Origin of the sequence: Stenotrophomonas sp. NRRL B-14846 (genome assembly GCF_050473585.1) — a bacterium.
GTDB lineage: Bacteria > Pseudomonadota > Gammaproteobacteria > Xanthomonadales > Xanthomonadaceae > Stenotrophomonas.
This window is the reverse complement of sequence record NZ_JBFLUN010000022.1, coordinates 2404265-2420864: the sequence shown is the minus strand read 5'-3', so window position 1 is coordinate 2420864 and position 16600 is coordinate 2404265. Positions and strand designations below refer to the sequence as shown.

15 protein-coding genes are annotated in these 16600 nt (G+C 67.9%); 10 read left to right on the top strand and 5 right to left on the bottom strand.

Annotated elements, in window-relative coordinates; all coding sequences use genetic code 11:
- Positions 1-27 precede the first annotated feature (27 nt).
- Positions 28-1650, bottom strand: a complete 1623-nt coding sequence (locus AB1281_RS13465; protein WP_430346143.1) for a recombinase family protein — start codon at positions 1648-1650, stop codon at positions 28-30.
- Between the two features lie 46 nt (positions 1651-1696).
- Here AB1281_RS13465 and rimO point away from each other — a divergent pair, with 46 nt between their 5' ends.
- Positions 1697-3055: a 30S ribosomal protein S12 methylthiotransferase RimO gene (rimO, locus tag AB1281_RS13460; RefSeq protein WP_430346142.1), complete on the top strand. Its 1359-nt coding sequence runs from the start codon at positions 1697-1699 to the stop codon at positions 3053-3055.
- On the top strand, positions 3052-3891 hold the full coding sequence (locus AB1281_RS13455) for a DUF3025 domain-containing protein (RefSeq protein ID WP_430346141.1): 840 nt from the start codon (positions 3052-3054) through the stop codon (positions 3889-3891). The genes rimO and AB1281_RS13455 overlap by 4 nt, the downstream gene beginning before the upstream one ends.
- Before the next feature lie 72 nt (positions 3892-3963).
- Here AB1281_RS13455 and greB read toward each other — a convergent pair whose 3' ends face one another.
- The gene (gene greB / locus AB1281_RS13450; RefSeq protein ID WP_430346140.1) at positions 3964-4470 is read right to left on the bottom strand and encodes a transcription elongation factor GreB; all 507 of its coding nucleotides are present in this window, start codon (positions 4468-4470) and stop codon (positions 3964-3966) included.
- An 88-nt stretch (positions 4471-4558) separates the two neighbouring features.
- On the bottom strand, positions 4559-6064 hold the full coding sequence (locus tag AB1281_RS13445; RefSeq protein WP_430346139.1) for a helicase HerA-like domain-containing protein: 1506 nt from the start codon (positions 6062-6064) through the stop codon (positions 4559-4561).
- A gap of 122 nt (positions 6065-6186) precedes the next feature.
- On the opposite strand from AB1281_RS13445, the gene AB1281_RS13440 reads away from it, so the two are divergent.
- Both AB1281_RS13440 and AB1281_RS13435 read left to right on the top strand, forming a co-directional pair.
- Positions 6187-7797, top strand: a complete 1611-nt coding sequence (locus tag AB1281_RS13440; protein ID WP_075677085.1) for a transglycosylase SLT domain-containing protein — start codon at positions 6187-6189, stop codon at positions 7795-7797.
- 23 nt (positions 7798-7820) lie between these two features.
- Positions 7821-8168, top strand: coding sequence for a ribonuclease E inhibitor RraB (locus AB1281_RS13435; protein ID WP_014037978.1), 348 nt, complete (start codon positions 7821-7823; stop codon positions 8166-8168).
- Between the two features lie 71 nt (positions 8169-8239).
- Here the strand turns inward: AB1281_RS13435 and asd are convergent, their stop codons facing one another.
- Together asd and AB1281_RS13425 are read right to left on the bottom strand one after the other, a co-directional pair.
- Positions 8240-9082, bottom strand: coding sequence for an archaetidylserine decarboxylase (gene asd, locus AB1281_RS13430; RefSeq protein ID WP_430346138.1), 843 nt, complete (start codon positions 9080-9082; stop codon positions 8240-8242).
- Positions 9079-9729, bottom strand: coding sequence for an SCO family protein (locus AB1281_RS13425; RefSeq protein ID WP_075677089.1), 651 nt, complete (start codon positions 9727-9729; stop codon positions 9079-9081). The genes asd and AB1281_RS13425 overlap by 4 nt, the downstream gene beginning before the upstream one ends.
- Positions 9730-9851: 122 nt before the next feature.
- Here AB1281_RS13425 and prmB point away from each other — a divergent pair, with 122 nt between their 5' ends.
- The 6 genes from prmB (at position 9852) to AB1281_RS13395 (ending at position 16598) form a co-directional block, all read left to right on the top strand.
- Complete coding sequence (prmB, locus tag AB1281_RS13420) at positions 9852-10781, top strand: 50S ribosomal protein L3 N(5)-glutamine methyltransferase (RefSeq protein ID WP_014037975.1); 930 nt, start codon at positions 9852-9854, stop codon at positions 10779-10781.
- Positions 10778-11881 (top strand): chorismate synthase, encoded by a 1104-nt coding sequence (gene aroC, locus AB1281_RS13415; RefSeq protein ID WP_005410486.1) that lies wholly within the window; start codon positions 10778-10780, stop codon positions 11879-11881. The genes prmB and aroC overlap by 4 nt, the downstream gene beginning before the upstream one ends.
- Positions 11874-12911 carry a 2-hydroxyacid dehydrogenase gene (locus AB1281_RS13410; protein ID WP_430346137.1) on the top strand — a complete coding sequence of 346 codons (1038 nt, stop codon included), beginning with the start codon at positions 11874-11876 and terminating at the stop codon, positions 12909-12911. The genes aroC and AB1281_RS13410 overlap by 8 nt, the downstream gene beginning before the upstream one ends.
- Positions 12912-13002: 91 nt before the next feature.
- Positions 13003-14031 (top strand): aspartate-semialdehyde dehydrogenase, encoded by a 1029-nt coding sequence (locus AB1281_RS13405; protein ID WP_049445577.1) that lies wholly within the window; start codon positions 13003-13005, stop codon positions 14029-14031.
- A gap of 150 nt (positions 14032-14181) precedes the next feature.
- Positions 14182-16209 (top strand): FimV/HubP family polar landmark protein, encoded by a 2028-nt coding sequence (locus AB1281_RS13400; protein ID WP_430346136.1) that lies wholly within the window; start codon positions 14182-14184, stop codon positions 16207-16209.
- Positions 16210-16235: 26 nt separating this feature from the next.
- Positions 16236-16598 carry a VOC family protein gene (locus AB1281_RS13395; RefSeq protein ID WP_075677367.1) on the top strand — a complete coding sequence of 121 codons (363 nt, stop codon included), beginning with the start codon at positions 16236-16238 and terminating at the stop codon, positions 16596-16598.
- The last annotated feature ends 2 nt before the right edge of the window (positions 16599-16600 follow it).

The following is a 16600-nucleotide window of genomic DNA, read 5'->3' as shown; positions in this document are numbered from 1 at the left end:
GCGCGGCCGGCGTGTCGAATCGTTCCGCTACAGCGGCGCTGGCAGCGCCTCAGTGGTCAGCTCCTCGCCAGCCCGCCATTCGCCGGTCTGCCGGTCAACGTGTAGCACCCGCGTGCTGCCGCGCTTGGCCACCAGCACCAGATCGATGGTTCCCTTCCATGACCGGGTTTGGACGGGCTCTATCCCGCGATGGTAGATGGCGATTCGCTCGAATGTATCTGCGACCATCTGGCGAGCCTTGATACGGGCGTCATAGTCGAGCGCACGCACACCCTCCACCAGATCGGCCCAGGCCTGCGCCAGCGCCGGCGGCGGCGTGGCGGCAGCGCTGGCCAGCTCGTGCTCGAGCGCGTCTACCTCGGCCTGCTGGCCGGCCAGCGTCTCTTCCAGCTCGCGGGCGCGGCGCATGAATGCAGCCGGGGCCTGGCCGGCGGCCGCCGAAAGCAGAGCATCGGTCACTTTTTCGATCTTGGCGGTGGTGTCGGCGACGGCCGCGCGGGCCACTGCGAGTTGACCGCTGATGCTGGCCTCCCGATTGCCCCCCTCGTGAAGCCGGGTCAGGTTCATCTGGTCGGCGCAGAAGGTCATGAGCGCGTGCTCGATCGGCACCACACTGCAGCTCCCGGAAACCGCGCAGCCCGAGCCCTGGGAGTTTCCGACGCAGATCATGCGGCGGTGCCCATGCTGCGGTTGCCCATCCGCCCGTCGACTGCGATTCATCAGATTCTGCGCGACCATGGCCGAGCCGCAGTATCCGCAGTAGGTGACGCGCATGCCGGCGATCAGGCTGGGGATCTCGCTGGTGCCCTTGCGGCGGATGCGCTGGCCGGCGACGTGCTGCAGGTCGGCAAACTCCTCCGCCGTCAGCAGGGGCGGGTAGTAGCCCGGCAGCCGGTACTCCTGCCCCTCCACCTCGAGCACCTTCTCGCCCACCAGCGCCCGGTTGCGGACGATCTTGTAGAGCTGGCCGGCGGGGTTGCCCCCGTTGGTGATCTGCAGTCCCTGCTCCTCGAGGGCGCGCATGATGGTGACCGCGCCGTTGCCCTCGCGGAACATGCGGACGGCCAGCCGAACGGCCTCGGCTCGATCCGGCACCAGCTTGAACTCGCCGGGCTTGGTCAGTTCCAGCCAGTGCGGGTCACGCCCGTTCCGGATGACCCCGCGCCAGGTGCCGGCGATCCAGCCCTGGCACTGCCGGTGGATTGCGGCGCGCACGCGCTTGCTCTTGGTATCGGACTCTTCGTGCGCCCGGATCATCACCAGGAGGCTGTAGACGAGATCCATGGGCTGGGCCTTGAGTCCAGCCCTGTTGTACTCACGGCCATCGCTGGCGGTCACCACCGTGATGCCGGCGTTGATGATCTGCGCCAACTGGGCCTGAGCCTGAATGGGCTCGGCGCGGCTGAGGCGGTCCAGGCCCTCCACGATCAGCACCGACCCGGAGGGGATCCGTCCCTCATCTATGGCCGCCAGGAACACCCCGAGGGCACCCTTTTTCACGTGGCGCTGGTGGTAGGCGGAAAGGCCCTCGTCCTGCATGGAAAGGGCCGAATCCAGGGTCATTCCGTGCTCGGAGGCCCAGCGGCGAGCGTACTCGAGCTGGCGGTCGGCACTGCTGCCGGCCGCCTGCTTGGGATCACTGAAGCGCAAGTAGCTGTAAACTCTCGCCTTTGTAGCCATAGAGCCAGGTGTCGCAGTGTCGGATCGCAGGAGTATAGGGTTTATTTCTTTAGGGTGCCCGAAGGCCCTCGTCGATTCCGAGCGCATCCTCACCCAGCTCCGCTCGGAAGGCTACGACATCGTCCCGTCCTACGATTCGGCCGACGTGGTGGTGGTCAACACCTGTGGCTTCATCGATTCGGCGGTGACTGAGTCGCTGGATGCCATTGGCGAGGCGATGAACCAGAACGGCAAGGTGATCGTCACCGGTTGCCTGGGCAAGCGCCCGGAGCAGATCCGCGAGGCGTACCCCAACGTGCTGGCGGTATCCGGCCCGCAGGATTACCAGAGCGTGATGGAAGCGGTGCATGAAGCACTGCCGCCCAAGCACGATCCGTTCGTGGACCTGGTGCCCGACTACGGCATCAAGCTGACCCCGCGCCACTACGCCTACCTGAAGATTTCCGAAGGCTGCAACCACAAGTGCAGCTTCTGCATCATTCCGTCGATGCGCGGCAAGCTGGTCTCGCGCCCGGTTGACGAGGTGTTGCGTGAAGCCGAGCGCTTGGTGCGTGGTGGCGTGCGTGAACTGCTGGTGGTTTCGCAGGACACCTCGGCCTACGGCGTGGACGTGAAGTACGCCGAGAAAATGTGGCGCGACAAGGCCTACCAGACCCGCCTGAAGGCGCTGTGCGAAGGCCTGTCCGAGCTGGATGCGTGGGTGCGCATGCACTACGTCTACCCGTATCCGCACGTGGACGAAGTAGTGCCGCTGATGGCCGAGAACCGGATCCTGCCGTACCTGGACATCCCGTTCCAGCACGCCAGCCCGCGCATCCTGCGCCTGATGAAGCGTCCGGGCGCGGTCGAGAAGACCCTGGAACGCGTGCAGAACTGGCGCCGCATTGCGCCGGACATCACCGTGCGTTCGACCTTCATCGTCGGCTTCCCGGGCGAGACCGAGGCCGAGTTCGAAGAGCTGCTGTCGTTCCTCGACGAAGCGCAGCTGGACCGCGTGGGCGCGTTTGCCTATTCGCCGGTTGAGGGTGCCACCGCCAACGATCTGCCCGATGCTGTGCCGGAGGAAGTGAAGCAGGAACGCCTGGCCCGCTTCATGGAGAAGCAGGCGCAGATTTCCGCCGCACGCCTGGAGGCCAAGATCGGTACCGTGCAGCAGTGCCTGGTCGATGCCATCGAAGGTGACATCGCCGTGGCCCGCTCCAAGGCGGATGCGCCGGAGATCGATGGCCTGGTGCATATCCAGAATGCCGACCAGGTGCCGCTGCGCGTGGGCGAGTTCGTCGACGTGGAAATCACCGAGAGCGACGAGCACGACCTGTACGGTGACGCGCTGCCCGCCGCTACCCGCCCGGCATTCGACCTCAAGATGCTGTGACCGCAGCGACGACCGCCGCCGGTGACGGGGGCGGCGTCCGCCGCTTCGTACCGCCGCCACGTGCGGCGGTCGATCCGCAGGTGTTCGGGCAGCCGCTGTTCGCCGGGCTGCAGGACGTCCGTGATCTGCTGGTTGGCCCCGACTGGCCGTCCATCGCGGCACTTGACGCACGCCTGTCCCTGCCGGGTTTGCAGCTGGTCGAACAGGATGCCGCGCTGCTGGCCGATGGCCTGCACTACGAGGCCCGCATCGCGCAGGGGCGCATCGCCACCCGTGCCGACAACTGGCACGACCTGTTCAACGCGCTGGTGTGGGCATCCCACCCGCAACTGAAGCGGGCACTCAACGTGCAGCAATGTCGGCATATCGAGGCCATGCCACCCGGACAGCGCAACCGCGCGCAGGCCGCCTTGACCCAGTTCGACGAAACCGGCGTGATTGTGCGTGTGCGCGATGACACATTGCTGCGCGCGTGGGATGGGCATGACTGGCCTGCATTGTTCGAGCCAACGCGCTGGCAGGGCGGTGACATCGCCATTGCCGCGGTATTCGGGCATGCGCTGATGGAACAGGCGTTGCTGCCGGGGCGATTGCTGGTGGGCAAGTGCGTAGTGGTGCAGGGTGATGCCGATGCTGCCTGCGTTGATGCAGTGACCGCGGCCATCGCCGAGGGCAGGGCAGTGACCGATCCACTGCAGCTGCGGCCGCTGCCATTGGCCGGTATTCCCGGCTGGCACGAAGGGCAGGATGACGCCTTCTATCGCAATGCCGACTACTTCCGCCCGCTGCGTGCCGGCCGCCAGTACCCGCCGCCGCTGGTGCGGTTGCCGTTGTAGAGCCGAGCCCATGCTCGGCTGCGTTTGCCCATCAGCCGAGCATGGGCTCGGCTCTACAGAGGGCAGGTGACGCTACACCGGCGCGTACTCCACCCCGATCACCGCAAAGGTGAACTGCCCGCCGGGCAGCTCCACCGAGAACTCATCGTCCAGCCGCTTCTTCAGCAGCGCACGCGCCAGGGGGGAATCGATGCTGATCCAGCCCAGACCAGCGTCGGTCTCATCCGGCCCGACAATGCGGTAGCGGCTGGTGTCGCCGCTGTCCACGTTCTCCAGTTCCACCCATGCGCCGAAGAACACCGCCAGCGGATCGGTTGGCGTGGTATCGACCACGCGCAGCGATTCCAGCCGCTTGGTCAGGTAGCGCACGCGGCGGTCGATCTCGCCCAGCTGCTTCTTGCGGTAGGTGTACTCGGCGTTCTCGGAGCGGTCGCCTTCCGCGGCAGCGGCGGCCAGCGCCTTCACCACTTCCGGGCGGCGCACGCGCCACAGCTCATCCAGTTCGGCCTTCAGTCGCGCATGCCCGGAGGCGGTGATCAGGGCGGTGCTTTTCTCTGCGGGGGGACGCCAACGCGACATGCAATACGACTTCTTTTCTGGATGACGAATGGGGAGCGGGGTCAGATCCCTTTCCAGCGGAAAGGGCTCTGACCCCGGTAGTGGCGGCTCAACGCTTGCCGCCGAAGATGCCACCGAGGATGCCGCGCACGATCTGGTTGCCCAGCTTGGTGCCGACGGTGCGCGTGGTCTGCTTGGCCATGGTTTCGATCATGCCTTGGCGGCGCTTGGTGCCGAAAATCGCGTCCTTGATCGCCTGGCCGAAACCACCTTCCTGCGCTTCGTCCTGCTCGCGGCTGCGCGCGGCCGGCGCCTGCGCCTGTTCGACGGTCTTCTGTGCACGCTGGGCCAGCAGTTCGGCGGCCGATTCGCGGTTGATCGCGGTGTCGTAGCGGCTGCCGACCGGGCTGCCGGCACGCACCTGGGCACGCTCGGCCTCGGTGATCGGCCCCATCCGGCAGCGCGGCGGCGCGATCATCGTCTGCTGTACCGGCATCGGTACGCCCTTGTCCTGCAGCGTGGAGACCAGGGCCTCGCCGGTGCCGAGCTGGCTCAGTACCTTGGCCACGTCCAGCTTCGGGTTCGGCACGAACGTCTCGGCCGCGGTCTTCACCGCCTTCTGATCGCGCGGGGTGAACGCACGCAGCGCATGCTGCACGCGGTTGCCGAGCTGGCCGAGGATGTTGCCCGGCACGTCGTCGGGGAACTGCGAGCAGAAATACACGCCCACGCCCTTGGAACGGATCAGGCGCACCACCTGCTCGATGCGCTGCACCAGCGATGGCGGTGCATCGTCGAACAGCAGGTGCGCCTCGTCGAAGATGAAGACCAGCTTCGGCTTGTCCAGGTCGCCCACTTCCGGCAGCTGCTCGAACAATTCCGACAGCAGCCACAGCAGGAAGGTGGAGTACAGCTTGGGCTTGAGTACCAGCTGGTCGGCGGCGAGGATGCCGATCATGCCGCGGCCGTCGTGGTTGACCCGCATGATGTCGGCCAGCTCCAGCGCCGGTTCGCCGAAGAAGTTCTCGCCACCGTCCTGCGCCAGGCGCAGCACCGAGCGCTGGATCGCGGCGATCGACTGCGCACTGACCAGCCCGTACTCGGTGGAGATGTCCTTGCGCTCCTCGGCGACGAGGCCGAGCAGGGCGCGCAGGTCGTCCATGTCCAGCAGCAGCAGGCCGCGATCGTCGGCCAGCTTGAACACGATATCGAGCACCCCGGCCTGGGTGTCGTTCAACTCGAGGATGCGCGACAGCAGGGTCGGGCCCATTTCGCTGACGGTGGTGCGCACCGGGTGGCCCAGCTTGCCGTACAGGTCCCAGAAGATGGTGGGGCTGGCGGCCGGCGCATAGTCGGCCACGCCGATCTCGGCAGCGCGCTGGAGCAGGTTCTCGGCGCCGCTGCCGGGCACGGCCAGGCCGGAGACATCGCCCTTCACATCGGCCAGGAACACCGGCACGCCCAGTCGCGAGAAGCCCTCGGCCAGCGTCATCAGGGTCACGGTCTTGCCGGTACCGGTGGCGCCGGCCACCAGGCCGTGGCGGTTGCCGAGTTTCGGCAGCAGGGTGACGGCAACATCGTCGGTAATGCCTTTGCCGAGCAGAATCGGATCCATGGTCCAGCCCTTGTGATGAATAGCCCAATGTTAACCGCCGGCAGTGACGGTCCGAAGGTCGGCTTGCCCGGACCTTGGCGGCGCCGCTACTCTGCCTGCCTGTTTCGCACACAGTGCCATCAATGCCCGTTCCTGTCCTGATTTCCCGTGGTTGGCCGCTGCTGGCCCTGGCCGGCCTGGTTTCCCTGGCGCCCGACGCCCATGCACAGCGGGTTTCGGCCCGGGACAAGGTGAAGGTGGATGCGCTGCAGCAGCGCATGACCGCCGCCGAAAAGCGCTACAGCGACGCCCTGCTGCTGGTCGCCAATGCCGATCCCAAGGGCAGCAACGAGGCAGATGCCGCGCTGGAGGACATGGAAGATGTCCTCAACGACTGCGTGAAGCAGAAGGGCTGCCAGATGGGCACCCTGCTGGCCAGCTACAAGCGCCTGCTCAAGCACGACGCCGATGCGGCCGCCAGCGATGACGTGGCCGACGAGGGCGGTGACCGCCTGGAAGCCGACCCCGACCACATCGGCCCGCTGACCGCGGACGTGCCCGAGGCCGCGCGCGCAGCCGCGCTGCTGAACGACAAGCGGCACGCCTTCGACAGCATGGTCGAGTACAACCCGGCAGTGCAGGCCGGCATCCGTCGCTGGCTGACCGACATGCGCCCGGCGCTGCTGACCAGCTACGAGAATTACCAGAACCTGCGCGCGGTGATGTGGCCGGAGTGGGAGAAGCGTGGCCTGCCCGAGGCACTGCTGTTCGGCATCATGGCCAAGGAATCCAACGGTCGCGTGCATGCCTCCTCGCGTGCCGGCGCCGCCGGCCTGATGCAGTTCATGCCGGCCACCGGCCGCCGCTTCGGCCTCGGCCCGGACGGCACCGGCTTCGATACCCGTTTCGACGCACGCAGCGCGGCCGAGGCCAGCGCCAGCTACCTCAACGAGCGCCTGCGCGAACTGAACAACAACGTGGAAATGTCGGTGGCTGCCTACAACGGTGGCGAAGGCCGTGCCGCACGCGTGTTCAAGCAGAGCGCCGGCCAGAGCTTCTGGACCGACAGCGTCTACAACCAGTTCCCGGGCGAGACCAAGGACTATGTGCCGATGGTGATCGCTGCGGCCTGGATCTTCCTGCACCCGCAGCAGTACGGCGTGGAGTTCCCGAAGATCAGCGCGCAGCCGGCCACGCTGCGCCTGGCCAAGTCCACCACCATCTACGAACTGACCATCTGCCTGGGCAGCCACGGCACCCGTGATGGCTACATGCGCGCGCTGCGCAACCTCAACCCGCGCTATGAAGCCGATGGCTGGATTCCGGCCGGCACCCTGATCAACGCCACCACCCGCATCGCCGGCCTGTACCAGCGCAACTGCGTCAGTGGCCCGCGTGCCGACCTGGCCCGCACCCTGATCACCGCCGATCTGAACGCGGCGATCAAGCGCCCGACCGCGGCCAGCTACACCGGCAGCGTGGCGGTGGGCGGTGTGGTACCGGTGGCCGATGCCGCTGCATCCACCAGTGTGCCGACCACGCCGGTGGCGGCGGTGGCGACGCCCCGCCCGGCGCCGGCCGCGCGCCCGAAGCCGGTGCGCAGCCACAAGGTGGGCAAGGGCGAGACCCTGGGCGCCATCGCGGCGAAGTTCCAGTGCGACGTGCCGACCCTGGCCCGTGCCAACGGCCTGAAGGCCCCTGCCTACAGCCTGCGCCACGGCCAGACGCTGAAGCTGCAGGGCTGCGACAAGTAATCCCCCCGACCCCTGGAACCTGCATGGACCTCGAAGCCACCCGCAACCTGTTCGCCAACCTCCGCGAAAACACCGACTGGGACATCAACGGCCCGTTGCTGTGGGGGTATTTCTTCGTCCACTCCAGCGCCGAGCCGCTGCAGGCACTGGCGGACCACCTGCAGGCGCAGGGCTATGCCTTCGTGGAACTGTTCGAGCAGGAGCCGGAAGAGGGCGACGCGCCGTTCCACGTGCTGCACGTGGAGCGCGTGGAGATCCACGACGAAGCCTCGCTGGACCGTCGCAACCAGGAATTCGCGGCGCTGGCCGCGGAGAAGGGCGTGGAAGACTACGACGGCATGGACGTCGGCCCGGCCCCGGCCCTGCAGTAACGAGAAAAAGGGGACGGAGGGGATTAAGTCGTTTATGCATAAACGACTTAATCCCCTCCGTCCCCTTTTTGTCAGCGCAGCTTCGCCAGCGCCTGGCCCAGCTGCACCGGGCTTTCGGCGCCCAGCTGCGGGGCGAAATCGGCCACGCCGGGCGGCAGCAGCACGATCACGGTCGAGCCGTAGTTGAAACGTGCCATTTCGGCGAAACGCTCCAGCTTGATGCCCTGGCCGCGGTAGTCCTTGCGGGTGATGCGATCACCGTAGGCCGGGATCTCCTCGCCGCTCCACACGGTTTCCACGCCGGACACCAGCAGCGCACCGACCATCACACTGACCATCGGGCCGAAGCTGGTGTCGAAGTGGCAGACCAGGCGCTCGTTGCGTGCGAACAGGCGCGGTACGCCGTTGACGGCGGCCGGGCCGACACTGAACAGGCGCCCCGGCACGTGCACCGTCTCGCGCAGGGTGCCGGTCCACGGCATGTGCACGCGGTGGTAATCGCGCGGGGACAGGTACACGGTGGCGTACAGGCCATCGTTGTACGGCTTGGCATCCTCGTCACTGCCCAGCAGCTCGGCGGCGGTGAACGACTGGCCCTTGGCCTGGAAAATGCGGCCGGCCTCGATCCTGCCGAGCTGGCTGATGCGGCCGTCGGCCGGCATCACCAGGCTGCGCGGATCGGCATCGGCCGCGCGCGCGCCCGGCTTCAGTGCGCGGGTGAAGAACTGATTGAAGGTCGCATAGCTGCGCGGGTCCGGGTTGGCCGCTTCGTCCAGGTTGACGTTGAACTTGCGGGTGACCGTGTCGATCAGCCAGCGCGACACGCGCGGATCGTCCGAGTACGCCAGCGAGCGCGCCATCGAGGACAGCAGGCGATGGGGCAGGGCGTACGTCAGGGCGGTGGTGAGGCTCATGGGGCGGTTTTCTCGGTCAGCTTCTGCAGGTCGCGGGCAATCGCCGGCGCGTTGAACGGGGGGCGCACCAGGCCGGCAAGACGGCCCTGCGGGTCGAGCACGGCCAGGCTGGCCGAATGCTCGACGGTGTAGTCCTCGGGGTTCTCGTCGAAATGCTTGCCCGGCACTTTCTGGAACACGAAGCCCAGCGAGGTGGCGAAGCGCTCCAGCGAGGGGATATCGGCGGTGGCGGCCAGGGTGTCCTTGTGGAAGCCATGCACGTACTCGCCCAGGCGGGTGGCGCTGTCGCGGTCCGGGTCGACCGAGATGAACAGCACGCGCGGGCGCAGGCCATCGGGCAGGGCCTCCCACTGGTTCTGCGCGCCGGCCAGCTCGGCCAGCGTGGTCGGGCAGACGTCGGGGCAGAAGGTGAAGCCCAGGAACACCAGGGTCCAGTGGCCCTTCAGTTCGCCCGGGATCAGGCGGGTGCCATCGGACTGGGCCAGGTTGAAGTCGGGCAGTTCACGCGGGTGCGGGTACAGGGTGATCGCTTCGGTGGCCGGGGCGTTGGCCGGCGGCTTCGGCGCGAACACCTGCTGGGCGGCCAGCAGGCCGAGCCCCGCCGCCAGGGCGATCAGCAGGATGATGCCGGCGTTGCGATTGAACATGGGGGCTCCCGCGCGAAATGGGCTCCATCATACCGGCTGCGGCCCGATCGTTTCCGCCGCAACGGATGCCGCCGCGGGCGCCAGCCCCTATAATCGGGGGCCACTTTGCCCGCAGTACCGCCATGACCGCTGAAACGGCCGCCGAACTCCACACGATCATCGATCTGATCCGCTACGGCACCAGCCGTTTCAACGAAGCCGGGCTGACCTTCGGGCACAGCTACGACAACGCGCTGGACGAGGCCACCCAGCTGGTGCTGCACAGCCTGCACCTGCCGCACGACCTCGGCCCGGCCTACGGCCAGGCGCGCCTGCTGCAGGCCGAGAAGCTGCGCGTGCTGGAGCTGTTCCAGCGCCGCATCGACGAACGCATCCCGGCCGCCTACCTGACCGGTGAAGCCTGGTTTGCCGGCCTGAGCTTCAAGAGCGACAAGCGCGCCCTGGTGCCGCGCTCGCCGATCGCCGAACTGATCGAGTGCGGCTTCGAGCCCTGGCTGGCCGGCCGCGACGTGTACCGTGCGCTGGACCTGTGCACCGGTTCGGGCTGCATCGCCATCGCCATGGGCCACTACTACCCGAACTGGCAGGTGGACGGCGTCGACCTGAGCGACGACGCGCTGTCGCTGGCTGAAGAAAACCGGGAGCGGCTGCAGGCGTACAACGTCAACCTGATCAAGTCGGACCTGTTCAACGGCCTGTCCGGCCGCCACTACGACCTGATCGTCACCAATCCGCCGTACGTCACCAACGACGAGACCGATGCGCTGCCGAAGGAATACTCCTACGAGCCGGAAATGGGCCTGCGTGCCGGCGACGACGGCCTGGACCTGGTGCTGAAGATCCTGCGTGACGCGCCGCTGCACCTGAGCGAAGACGGCCTGCTGATCTGTGAAGTGGGCGAGTCCGAACAGCATCTGATCAAGCTGCTGCCGGAAGTCGATTTCGCCTGGATCGAGTTCAAGGTCGGCCAGATGGGCATCTTCGCGGTCGAATGCCGCGAGCTGATCGCCCACAGCGCGCGCATCACCGAACTGGCGGCGCAGCGCCCGTGAGCTCCAATTCGTTCGGCAAGCTGTTCACCGTCACCACGTTCGGCGAGTCGCACGGGCCGGCCATCGGCTGCGTGATCGATGGCTGCCCGCCGGGGCTGGCGCTGGACGCGGCCGAATTCGCCCACGACCTGCAGCGCCGCGCCACCGGCAAGAGCCGGCACACCTCGGCGCGGCGCGAGGCCGATGAGGTCGAGATCCTGTCCGGCGTGTACGAGGGCCTGACCACCGGCACCCCGATCGCGCTGCTGATCCGCAACACCGACCAGCGCAGCAAGGATTACGCCAACATCGGCCAGCAGTTCCGCCCGGGCCATGCCGACTACAGCTACTGGCACAAGTACGGCATCCGCGACCCGCGCGGTGGTGGCCGTTCCTCGGCGCGCGAGACCACCATGCGCGTGGCCGCCGGCGTGGTCGCCAAGAAGTGGCTGGCCGAGCGCTTCGGCGTCACCGTGCGTGGCTACCTGTCGCAGCTGGGCGACATCACCCCGGCCGGTTTCGACTGGTCGGCGGTGGAAGACAACCCGTTCTTCTGGCCGCACGCCGCACAGGTGCCCGAGCTGGAGGCGTACATGGATGCGCTGCGCAAGTCCGGTGATTCGGTCGGTGCGCGCGTGGACGTGGTCGCCGACAACGTGCCGCCGGGCTGGGGCGAGCCGATCTACGGCAAGCTTGATGGCGAACTCGCTGCCGCGCTGATGAGCATCAACGCGGTGAAGGGCGTGGAAATCGGCGACGGTTTCGCCAGCGCCGCGCAGAAGGGCACCGAACACCGCGACCTGCTGACCCCGCAGGGCTTCGCCAGCAACCATGCCGGCGGCATCCTCGGTGGCATTTCCACCGGCCAGCCGGTGGTTGCCTCGATCGCCCTGAAGCCGACCTCCAGCCTGCGCCTGCCGGGCCCGTCGCTGGATACCGCCGGCAACGTGGTCGAGGTGGTCACCACCGGCCGCCACGACCCCTGCGTCGGCATCCGTGCCACTCCGATCGCCGAGGCGATGGTGGCGATGGTGCTGATGGACCAGGCGCTGCGCCACCGCGCGCAGTGCGGCGATGTCGGCACGATCACCCCGCGCATTCCCGGGCAGATCGATGGCTGACACGCGGCCGACCGTGTGGGTGAGCCAGCCGCTGATCGACGCGGCCATCGCGCCGCTGCGCGATCGCGTGCAGCTGCGCAGCACCGACACGGTCACCGCCTGGTCGCCCGGGCAGATCGCCGAACAGCTGGCCAGCGCCGATGGCGCGATCATCACCCTCAACGAGCGCATCGGTGCGGCCCAGGTGGCCGGCGCCGCGCAGCTGCAGGTGATCGCCAATGTCGGGGTGGGCTACAACAACCTGGACGTCGACGCGCTCAGCGCGGCCGGCATCCTCGCCAGCAATACCCCGGACGTCCTCACTGAAACCACCGCCGATCTCGGTTTCGCCCTGTTGATGGCGACCGCGCGCCGCATCACTGAATCCGAGCGCTGGCTGCGCGAAGGCCAGTGGCAGCAGTGGTCGTTCCAGACCATGCTCGGTGCCGACATCCACGGCAGCACGCTGGGCATCCTCGGCATGGGCCGCATCGGCCAGGGTATCGCCCGCCGCGGCGCGCACGGTTTCGGCATGAAGGTGCTGTACCACAACCGATCGCAGCTGCCGGCCGCGACCGAGGCGGAAGTGGGCGCCACCTATGTGGACCTGGATACGCTGCTCGCGCAGTCAGACCACCTGCTGCTGGTGCTGCCGTACACGCCGGCCTCGCATCATCTGATCGATGCCGCCGCGCTGGCGAAGATGAAGCCGTCGGCGACGCTGGTGAACATCGCCCGCGGCGGCCTGGTCGATGAGATCGCGCTGGCCGATGCGTTGGCCAACGGTCGCCTTGCTGCAGCGGGTCTGGATGTGTACGAAGGCGAGCCAAAGGTACGCCCCGAACTGCTGGCGCTGCGCAACGTCGTGCTCACTCCGCACATTGGCAGTGCCTCGCTGGCCACGCGCACGGCGATGGTACAGCTGGCCGTCGATAATCTGGTCGCCGGGCTCGGCCTGGACGGCGGCCCGTCGCGCATGCCGAGCGCGATCAACGCTGACGCGGCGATGGCCGCGCGCGTGACCCTGGGCAAAAAAACCGGGAAACGATAGGGAACCTCCGCGCGCCCCGCTTGAGGAGGTTCCCCGAACCCAGCTGTCGTGCGTGTTTTTTCCCATCCCCGTTTTCGTGAGAGTTTCCCCCATGAGCAATGCACAGCGCAGTTTCCACGTCGCCGTCGTTGGTGCCACTGGCGCCGTCGGCGAGACCATGTTGTCGATCCTGGCCGAGCGTGACTTCCCGGTCGGCACCCTGAGCGTTCTCGCCTCCGAGCGTTCGGCCGGCGGTGAGATCGAGTTCAACGGCCAGAAGGTCACGGTCCAGGACCTGGCCACCTTCGATCCGACCGGTGTCGAGATCGCGCTGTTCTCGGCCGGCGGCAGCGTGTCCAAGGAATACGCACCGAAGTTCGCCGCCGCTGGTGCGGTGGTGATCGACAACTCCTCGGCCTTCCGTTACGACGATGACGTGCCGCTGGTGGTGTCCGAGGTCAACCCGGAACAGGTCGCCAACCGTCCGCGCGGCATCATCGCCAACCCCAACTGCTCGACCATGCAGATGCTGGTGGCGCTGGCACCGCTGCACCGCAAGTACGGCATCGAGCGCATCAACGTCTCCACCTACCAGTCGGTGTCCGGCGGTGGTCGTTCGGCCACCGAGGAGCTGGGCAAGCAGACCGGTCAGCTGCTGAGCTTCCAGGAGATCGATCCGCAGCGCTTCCCGGTGCAGATCGCCTTCAACCTGATCCCGCACATCGACGACTTCCAGGACAACGGCTTCACCAAGGAAGAGATGAAGCTGATCTGGGAAACCCGCAAGATCCTTGGCGACGACAGCATCCTGGTGAACCCGACCGCGGTGCGCGTGCCGGTGTTCTACGGCCACTCCGAATCGGTGGCGATCGAGACCCGCGACAAGGTCACCGTGGCAGAAGCACGCGCGCTGCTGGAGCAGTCGCCGGGCATCGAAGTGGTGGATCGCCACGAGGCCGGTGGTTACCCGACCCCGGTCACCCACGCCTCGGGCACCGACGCGGTGTATGTCGGCCGCATCCGTGAGGACCTGTCGCACCCGCGCGGCCTGAACCTGTGGATCGTGTCGGACAACGTGCGCAAGGGTGCTGCCCTGAATGCCGTGCAGCTGGCTGAGCTGGTCGCCGCCGAGCAGCGCTGATCACTGCGGTTGCCTCACCGGTCGTGCCGGCCGCTGGCCGGCATTGCCCTGAGCCACCGGCCGAAGGGATTGCCGGCCAGCGGCCGGCACTCCCTCAAGGGTCTTTCCGGTGGGTGCGGACTCCGGTCCGCACGCTTTATAGTGTCGCCCATGAATAAATGGGCCAGGGGCGCAAAGCGCCCGCTCCTCTATCTTTCCACCGCGCTGCTGGCCCTGGCCAGCAGTTCGGCGCTTGCGCTGGGTCTGGGCGACATCCGTGTCCTGTCCAAGCCGGGCCAGCCCCTGTTGGCCGAAATCCCGGTGGTCTCCGCCGATCCGTCCGAGCTGGAGAACCTGCGTGTCGCGTTGGCCTCACCGGTCACCTTCGAGCGCGTTGGCCTGCAGCGGCCGACCGGGCTGGTCGGCGAACTGCAGTTTGAACTGACCCGCAATGCGCAGGGCAGGGCGGTGGTGCGGGTAACCTCGCAGACGCCGGTCGAGACCCCGTCGCTGAGCTTCCTGATCGAGGCCGACTGGGGCCAGGGTCGCCTGGTGCGCGAGTACTCGGCGCTGGTCGATGCACCGTCCAGTGCACTGGCCGTGGCCGAGCCGGAAATCGTTGCACCCGCAGGTACGCTCTCCAACACCATCGCCCGTGAGGCCACCCCGTCGCCCGCCGCTGCGGAGAGCGCGAGCGCGCCTGCGGCGTCCACTGCCGCCACGCCGGCACCCGCACCGGCCCGCCCGCGTGCAGTGGCTGCACCCGCTGCCGCGCCAGCAGCCGATGGCAGCGTCACCGTCCAGCGTGGGCAGACCCTGTCGCAGATCGCCAGCGCGGTGGCCCGCGGCAACCAGGTCAGCCGCGACCGCGCCATGATCGCGCTGCTGCGCGCCAACCCGGAGGCCTTCATCCGCGGCAACGTCAACCTGCTCAAGCAGGGCGCCGTGCTGCGCATGCCCGGCAGCGATGCACTGGCGGCGGTCGATGCCGCCGAGGCCGCAGCGCTGGTGCGTGAGCATGCCGCACAGTGGCGGCAGGCACGCACCGTGCCGCAACCAGCGGGTACCGTGGCCCCGGTCGCCACGGCGGCAACCACGAACGCTTCTTCCCCGGCTGCGGCCAATGGGGCACGACTTGAAATCGCTCCGGCGCTGGCCTCCGACGCCGCGCACGCGGGCACAACCACCGGCACTGGAGCCGGCAGCGAGGGTGACATGCTGGGCAACGAACAACTGCGCCAGGCACGCGAGGACATCGCGACCCGCGATGCCGAGATCGGCGAGCTGAAGCAGCGCGTGGCCGACCTGGAAAAACTCAAGGAACAGCAGCAGTCGCTGATCGCGATGAAGGACAACGACCTGGCCGCCGCGCAGCAGCGCCTGGCGCAGGCACCGGATGCCCGCGATGCGGCCACGCCGTGGTACTGGCTGGGTCTGCCGGTGCTGTTGCTGGCGGCCGGCGCGGCCTGGCTGCTGCGTCGTCGCAAGCCGTCGCCACTGCCGCCGCTGCGCGAGGAAGGCGATGCCGCCGGCCTGGCCGCTGCGGTACCGGCGGGCGCGGCGCTGGATACGCTGGCCGAGCAGTCTTCGTGGTCGACGGCGGTGTCCGACAGTGGCCGCCAGGAGCCGGCGATGCCGGCCTGGGCGAGCGAAACCGAGGTGCAGGATGACGTGGCTGCCGAAGCGGTCGCCGACGTCGCCGCCCAGGCTGACTGGCAGGCGCAGACGCTGCGCGATGACGAAGTGGTGCAGCTGCCCGAGGCCGTGACCGACCTGCCGCGCTGGGACGAGCCGGTGACTACGCTGGACACCCCCGTGCCGGACGCCGCCGTGCAGGATGAGCCGGTCGTGCAGGCGGTCCCTGACGAGATCGCAGTGCCGGACTACGCGCTGCACGCCGAACAGCAGCCGCAGTTCCGTGGCGTGTTCGACCTGCCGGCCGAGCACCATGACAACGGCGATTCCAGTGGCGCGCCACACGACGCGCTGGCCGCGGCCGCGCACGAAGAACACACCGCGGCACCGGCCAGCGATGCCGGCTGGGCGCCGCGTGCCGGGCAGGAACGCCTGGAGCTGGCCATCGCCTACCTCGATCTGGGCGATGCCCAGACCGCCCGTACCTTGCTGCAGGAAGTGGCCGAGGGCGGCGACCTGCACTGCCAGGCCCAGGCCCGCGAACTGCTGGCCCGCCTGCCGTGACCGAACCCGCCGACAAGGACCGTGCCATGAGCCGCGAGCGCCGTATCGACTACGTTGAATTCGCCTCCAGTGACCCGGCCGCCAGCCGCGCCTTCTTCGAAAAGGTGTTCGGCTGGTCGTTCGTCGACTATGGCAGCGACTACACCGCCTTCGACGATGGCCGCCTGCAGGGCGGCTTCTTCCGCGGCCAGCCGCAACGGGCCAGCGACAGCGGTGCGCCGCTGCTGGTGCTGTATGCCGACCAGCTGGCGCCGATCGAAGCGGCGGTGCGCAACGCTGGCGGTGAGGTCGTGCGGCCGGTGTTCTCTTTCCCCGGCGGCAGCCGCTTCCAGTTCGTCGAGCCCGGTGGCAACGAACTGGCGGTCTGGTCCGAACGCGATCCGGCCTGAGC

What these genes read in the sequence shown, in the direction of transcription:
- greB (WP_430346140.1), bottom strand. Translation starts at nt 4,470, where the DNA reads ATGTCGCGTTGGCGTCCCCCCGCAGAGAAAAGCACCGCCCTGATCACC.
- AB1281_RS13445 (WP_430346139.1), bottom strand. Translation starts at nt 6,064, where the DNA reads ATGGATCCGATTCTGCTCGGCAAAGGCATTACCGACGATGTTGCCGTC.
- AB1281_RS13440 (WP_075677085.1), top strand. Translation starts at nt 6,187, where the DNA reads ATGCCCGTTCCTGTCCTGATTTCCCGTGGTTGGCCGCTGCTGGCCCTG.
- AB1281_RS13435 (WP_014037978.1), top strand. Translation starts at nt 7,821, where the DNA reads ATGGACCTCGAAGCCACCCGCAACCTGTTCGCCAACCTCCGCGAAAAC.
- asd (WP_430346138.1), bottom strand. Translation starts at nt 9,082, where the DNA reads ATGAGCCTCACCACCGCCCTGACGTACGCCCTGCCCCATCGCCTGCTG.
- AB1281_RS13425 (WP_075677089.1), bottom strand. Translation starts at nt 9,729, where the DNA reads ATGTTCAATCGCAACGCCGGCATCATCCTGCTGATCGCCCTGGCGGCG.
- prmB (WP_014037975.1), top strand. Translation starts at nt 9,852, where the DNA reads ATGACCGCTGAAACGGCCGCCGAACTCCACACGATCATCGATCTGATC.
- AB1281_RS13410 (WP_430346137.1), top strand. Translation starts at nt 11,874, where the DNA reads ATGGCTGACACGCGGCCGACCGTGTGGGTGAGCCAGCCGCTGATCGAC.
- AB1281_RS13405 (WP_049445577.1), top strand. Translation starts at nt 13,003, where the DNA reads ATGAGCAATGCACAGCGCAGTTTCCACGTCGCCGTCGTTGGTGCCACT.
- AB1281_RS13400 (WP_430346136.1), top strand. Translation starts at nt 14,182, where the DNA reads ATGAATAAATGGGCCAGGGGCGCAAAGCGCCCGCTCCTCTATCTTTCC.
- AB1281_RS13395 (WP_075677367.1), top strand. Translation starts at nt 16,236, where the DNA reads ATGAGCCGCGAGCGCCGTATCGACTACGTTGAATTCGCCTCCAGTGAC.